General features: G+C 64.9%; 5 protein-coding genes. 2 read left to right on the plus strand and 3 right to left on the minus strand.

What is annotated here, in order from left to right; all coding sequences use genetic code 11:
* The coding region (locus KAZ48_10905) for an acyl-CoA carboxylase subunit beta (protein ID MBP7973299.1) at positions 1-1,130 on the minus strand (1,130 nt) is incomplete at its 3' end.
* A gap of 287 nt (positions 1,131-1,417) precedes the next feature.
* Here KAZ48_10905 and KAZ48_10910 point away from each other — a divergent pair.
* Entirely contained in the window at positions 1,418-2,014 is a 597-nt protein-coding gene (locus KAZ48_10910) for a dTDP-4-dehydrorhamnose 3,5-epimerase family protein (protein ID MBP7973300.1), read from the plus strand.
* A 70-nt stretch (positions 2,015-2,084) separates the two neighbouring features.
* Here KAZ48_10910 and KAZ48_10915 read toward each other — a convergent pair whose 3' ends face one another.
* Positions 2,085-3,146: a glycosyltransferase gene (locus tag KAZ48_10915; protein MBP7973301.1), complete on the minus strand. Its 1,062-nt coding sequence runs from the start codon at positions 3,144-3,146 to the stop codon at positions 2,085-2,087.
* Complete coding sequence (locus KAZ48_10920; protein ID MBP7973302.1) at positions 3,143-4,066, minus strand: Gfo/Idh/MocA family oxidoreductase; 924 nt, start codon at positions 4,064-4,066, stop codon at positions 3,143-3,145. The genes KAZ48_10915 and KAZ48_10920 overlap by 4 nt, the downstream gene beginning before the upstream one ends.
* Positions 4,067-4,311: 245 nt before the next feature.
* Here KAZ48_10920 and KAZ48_10925 point away from each other — a divergent pair.
* A partial coding sequence (locus tag KAZ48_10925) for a hypothetical protein (GenBank protein ID MBP7973303.1) occupies positions 4,312-4,526 on the plus strand: 215 nt, incomplete at its 3' end.

Below are 4,526 nucleotides of genomic sequence, written 5' to 3' on the forward strand. Positions count from 1 at the left end.
GCGCCGTCCTTGATGATCCCGCCTTGCTCGTAGCGGGTGCCGACCATGAAGCCGGTGATGTTCTGCATGAACAGGATCGGTACCTCGGCGCGGTCGCAGAGTTGGATGAATTGCGCACCCTTCTCTGCCTCTTCGCTGAACAGGATGCCGTTGTTCGCCAGGATGCCGACGGGGTAGCCGTTGATGTGCGCCCAGCCCGTCACCAGCGTCGAACCGTAGAGCTCCTTGAATTCGTCGAACTCGCTGCCGTCGACGATGCGCGCGATCACCTCGCGGGCTTCGAACGGTTGGCGGATATCCGAACTCGCGATGCCGAGCAGATCCTCCGCGTCGTGCTTGGGCGCGACTGGTGTGCGGTTCGGTCCAGGTCCGGCCTTGCGCCAGTTGAGGTGGTCAACGATCTGGCGGCCGATTCGCAGCGCATCGGGTTCGTCAATCGCCAGGTAGTCGGCCAAGCCTGACGTTCGCGCGTGCATGTCGGCGCCACCGAGGGACTCCTCGTCGGCGTCCTCGTCGATCGCCATCTTCACCAACGGTGGGCCACCGAGATAGACGCGCGCGGCGTCCTTCTGGAGCACCACGTAGTCGCTCATGCCCGGCACATATGCACCGCCGGCGGTGCTTGAGCCGAACACCAACGTGATCGTCGGGATGCCCATCGCCGACAGTTGCGTGAGGTTCTTGAAACTCGCTCCGCCCGGAACGAAGATCTCCGCCTGCTTGGGTAGATCAGCGCCCCCCGACTCGGTCAGGTTGATCAACGGGAGCCGGTTGTCGCGAGCAACCTCCATCGCCCGCAGGCCTTTGCGACCAGACGTCGGTCCTTGCGAACCGCCGCGGACGGTCGGGTCATTGGCGACGATCACGCACTCCGCGCCGCTCACCCAGCCCACGCCGGTCACGACGCCGCCACCCAGCGGATCATCTGAACCCCAACCGGCGAGCGTGCCGAGTTCAAGGAACGGGGAGTGCGGATCGAGCAGCAACTGGATGCGCTCGCGAGGCAGCAGCTTGCCGCGCTTCCGGTGTCGGGCGACGGTCGCGGCGACTTTATTCGGATCATCGTTGTGCGCGGCACCCGTGGTCACGCGAGTCGTGAGGGCCTCGATTTCGGCCAATGCTTCGAGCATCGCCGCACGGTTCGCAATGAACTGCGGGTCGCGCGGATCAACGTGCGTTCGGAGTACCGGAGCCACGAACTTGACATTAATGTCAAGTTGATACGTGCGTCAAGTTCCCCCGCGAAGTCCTGCGGTCAGTTGTGTCGCCGCGCCGGCCGTACGGCCGACACCGCGGCGGCCCGTGCGCGGTTCCCCGGTGCCTGACGCACCCAGGATGGTGGATCGTCGACATCCAGCGTCGAGAATCCACCATCGTGTGCCCCGCGCAACCCGGAACCAGCGGGTAAAGTCGGCGAATGACCGCGTTCCCAGCAGGCGTCGACGTGCGCGATGCCATGCACGCGCTTCCCGTCGGCGTCCTCCACCGCAAGATCACGGAGCACGCCGACGATCGAGGCGTTCTCAGCGAGGTATTCCGAGCGGAATGGCGGACCGGGATCAACCCGCTGCAATGGAACCTCGTCAAGTCAGCGGCCAACGTTTTGCGCGGGGTTCACGTCCATCCCCATCACGTCGATTACCTGACGGTTGCGCACGGAACGATGCACATCGCCCTGGTGGACATGCGAACCGATTCAGCGACGCATGGCCTCGCCACCATCGTCATCCTGCGTGGCGACGATCCGCACGCACTCACCATTCCCGCTGGCGTCGCACATGGGTTCTGGTTTCCTGAACCGGTGACCTACCTCTACGCCGTTGACCACTACTGGTCGATGGCCGACGAGTTGGGCTGTCGCTGGGACGATCCAGAACTCGGCCTTGCGTGGCCCGCGCCAGCGGCAACGGCGCTCTTGTCACCACGCGACGAGGCTGCCGGAACCTTCACCGAGCTGCAGACCGAGTTCCAGGCCGCACTCGCTGGCCAGGCTGAGGCACCGCACCTGGCCTGACCAAAGCAACCAGGCTGACGCTTCCAAACGGGTGATCAGCGGACCACCTAGGCGGTTCCTGCCGACCTGCCTAGGACCCGCCGCGGGGTCCCAGCGCATCAACCATCCGGCGGGCACGGCGTTTGATTCGGCCAGGCACGGTCAACTGCAGCTCTCGAATCTGAGTGCGTGCATCTCGCAGTTCCGTTCGCAACACCCGGCGCTCCTGGCGCAGTGACTCGATCTTCTCGTCAGTCCGTTCGCGGAGTCTGAGGCGGGCCTCCCGGTTATGCGCGAGTCGTTCCTTCAGAACGCCAACCCGAGCGCGCAGGGCCACTATCTGCTCCGCAGTCGCGAGTGCGTGAAGCTGCATTCGCATGTCGACGCTCGACCACTCCTGCGCGTTGCTCATGAACATCGCATCGAGCCGGGCACGCCAATCGGGAGCGGCCAGGAGTTCTTCCCACGCCTGGCGATCGGCCAATTGAGCTTCCACCGACTGTGGAACCACAGTCGATTTTGCGAGTTTGATGGATGTGAAGCGCCAGGTACCTTCCATCCGCAGGCCGTCGCTATCGAGCCACTGGTGCCACATGTGCCAGTCGGTCCACTTGCCGGCGGGAGCGGGCTCCCAACCACGCGGTAGTCGGCGGTAGCCCGCCATCGTGTGAGCGACCCCCGAGAGCGAGATTCGGTTGGTCCGATTGCGGATGTAGTCGCGCTGCTCGTCATCGGTCAGGTCGACGGGTATGAATCGCTCAAAGGCGCCGCAGCCGAACCAGAACACGGGCAGCGGGTAGCAGAAGTCGCTGTGCGACAGCACATCTAGCGCAGTGGACACGTGGTCGGGCGCGATCAAATCATCCTCGCCGAGGTAGACCACGACGTCATCCTCGGCGGTCAGCAGGTATTTGTTTCGATGCGCTTCGCCGTGCCGCTCCCCCTTGGGATAGTCGACAAACTCAACCGCCGGATCCTCCGACATCTCCTCGGCGGCCGCCCGCGTCAAGTCATCCACTCCGTCGCCAAGGATCACCACCCGCAGCGACGCATCCGCAGGCAAGTCTTGTCGCAAAGCGGATCTCACCGCGAATGGGAGTAGCGGTCCCGCGCGGTGCGCCGGGATCATCACCAAGACGCGGTCCTCGGTCACGAGCGCATGTTCGCCAATGCAACACGCCGCGCCTCGTCGATTCGCTCGATCAACAACAGCGCCTCCGGCCCGGATGACTTGGGTGCGGGACCTCCAGCCAGATACTCGACGAAGGCACGCAACTCGGCGAGTAGGGGAAGCTCGCCCGGCGTTGGGACTATCTCGCGCTGCGGATCCATGGATCCGGCAACCTCGCGCAGTACCTGGATCGAGTCCGCCCACCCGTCGGACAGCACCCCGACGGCATTGGAGCCCTGTACTTGGATTTGCCGATCGAACCCGTCGTTGCCAACTCCAACATCAACAACAACCCACGGCTTCCCAGGCTCGGCGAATTTGGCCACCAGGCTCTGGAACCAGTCACCATCAGCAACCCCGAGCGCAGCTTCCACCGGCGGTACCTCACCTAGTACCTCAAGCGCAATAGACAGATCATGCGGCATCAGGATCCAAACCGCGTCGACATCAGGATGAGGGCTGGCCCACTGGCGCCGAGTGGTGTGGATCCCTTGAATCTCACCCAACTCACCGGACCGGGCGAGTTCGGCCAGTTTGAGAATCCCCGGATGGTAGCGCCACTTGTCCATCACAAAGATGCGATCACCGGCCTCGGCGATCAAGTCGCGAGCCTGGTCGAGCTGGTCCGTCAACGGCTTCTCGACGAAGATCGGCGCGTTGGTTGCGAGCAGCTGTTGCACAACAGCGAAGTGCTGATCGGTCGGGACTGCCACGACGTAGCCGTCGACCTCGCCCACGTCAGCTAGTGCGTCGACGACCCGGTGGGCGCCATGTTCGGCCGCGTTGCGACGGGGACCTTCAGTCGGCGCGACCACGGTGACCTCCACGCCCAGGGTGACCAGATCCCGACAGATCAGCGACCCCCACCGCCCGCAGCCAACCAAGCACACTTGCTGGGTCATTGTCGATCCCTCTCCTTGGTCGTCGTTCGTCGGCACACGGGCTAGCCCATCTTGCCCCAAGGCAGCTACGACCCCAACCCACCCAGGATGGTGGATCGTCGACGTCCACCGTCGAGAATCCACCATCCTGCGCCGTGCGCAACCCCGAACCAGCGGCCGGGGCGCCCTCGCCCGGCAGACACAGCGCCGCGCAACCCGCGACCCGCCTTCCTCCGCCACCGCATCACCGGGCAGGCTTGGCGCCGATGGAATCGATACAGCCGTGCGAATGGGCCGAGGCGCGTCGCCGGGCGGGCAGCTTCCGTCGACGGCTGGAGCCGGTCGTGGCGACTCCGGAGGAGGCGGTCGGCGGGGTCCTGGCCGAACCGCTGCTCGCTCGCACCGACATGCCCGCCTACGACGTCGCGACCACCGATGGCTGGGCAGTGGCGGGCCCGGGACCATGGCGCGTTCGCCGTCC

Source organism: Candidatus Nanopelagicales bacterium (assembly GCA_018003655.1).
Taxonomy (GTDB): Bacteria; Actinomycetota; Actinomycetes; order S36-B12; family UBA10799; genus JAGNDY01.

Bases quoted from the DNA above. Each gene is read 5' to 3' on its own strand.
- KAZ48_10910 (MBP7973300.1), top strand. From the start codon at position 1,418: ATGACCGCGTTCCCAGCAGGCGTCGACGTGCGCGATGCCATGCACGCG.
- KAZ48_10920 (MBP7973302.1), bottom strand. From the start codon at position 4,066: ATGACCCAGCAAGTGTGCTTGGTTGGCTGCGGGCGGTGGGGGTCGCTG.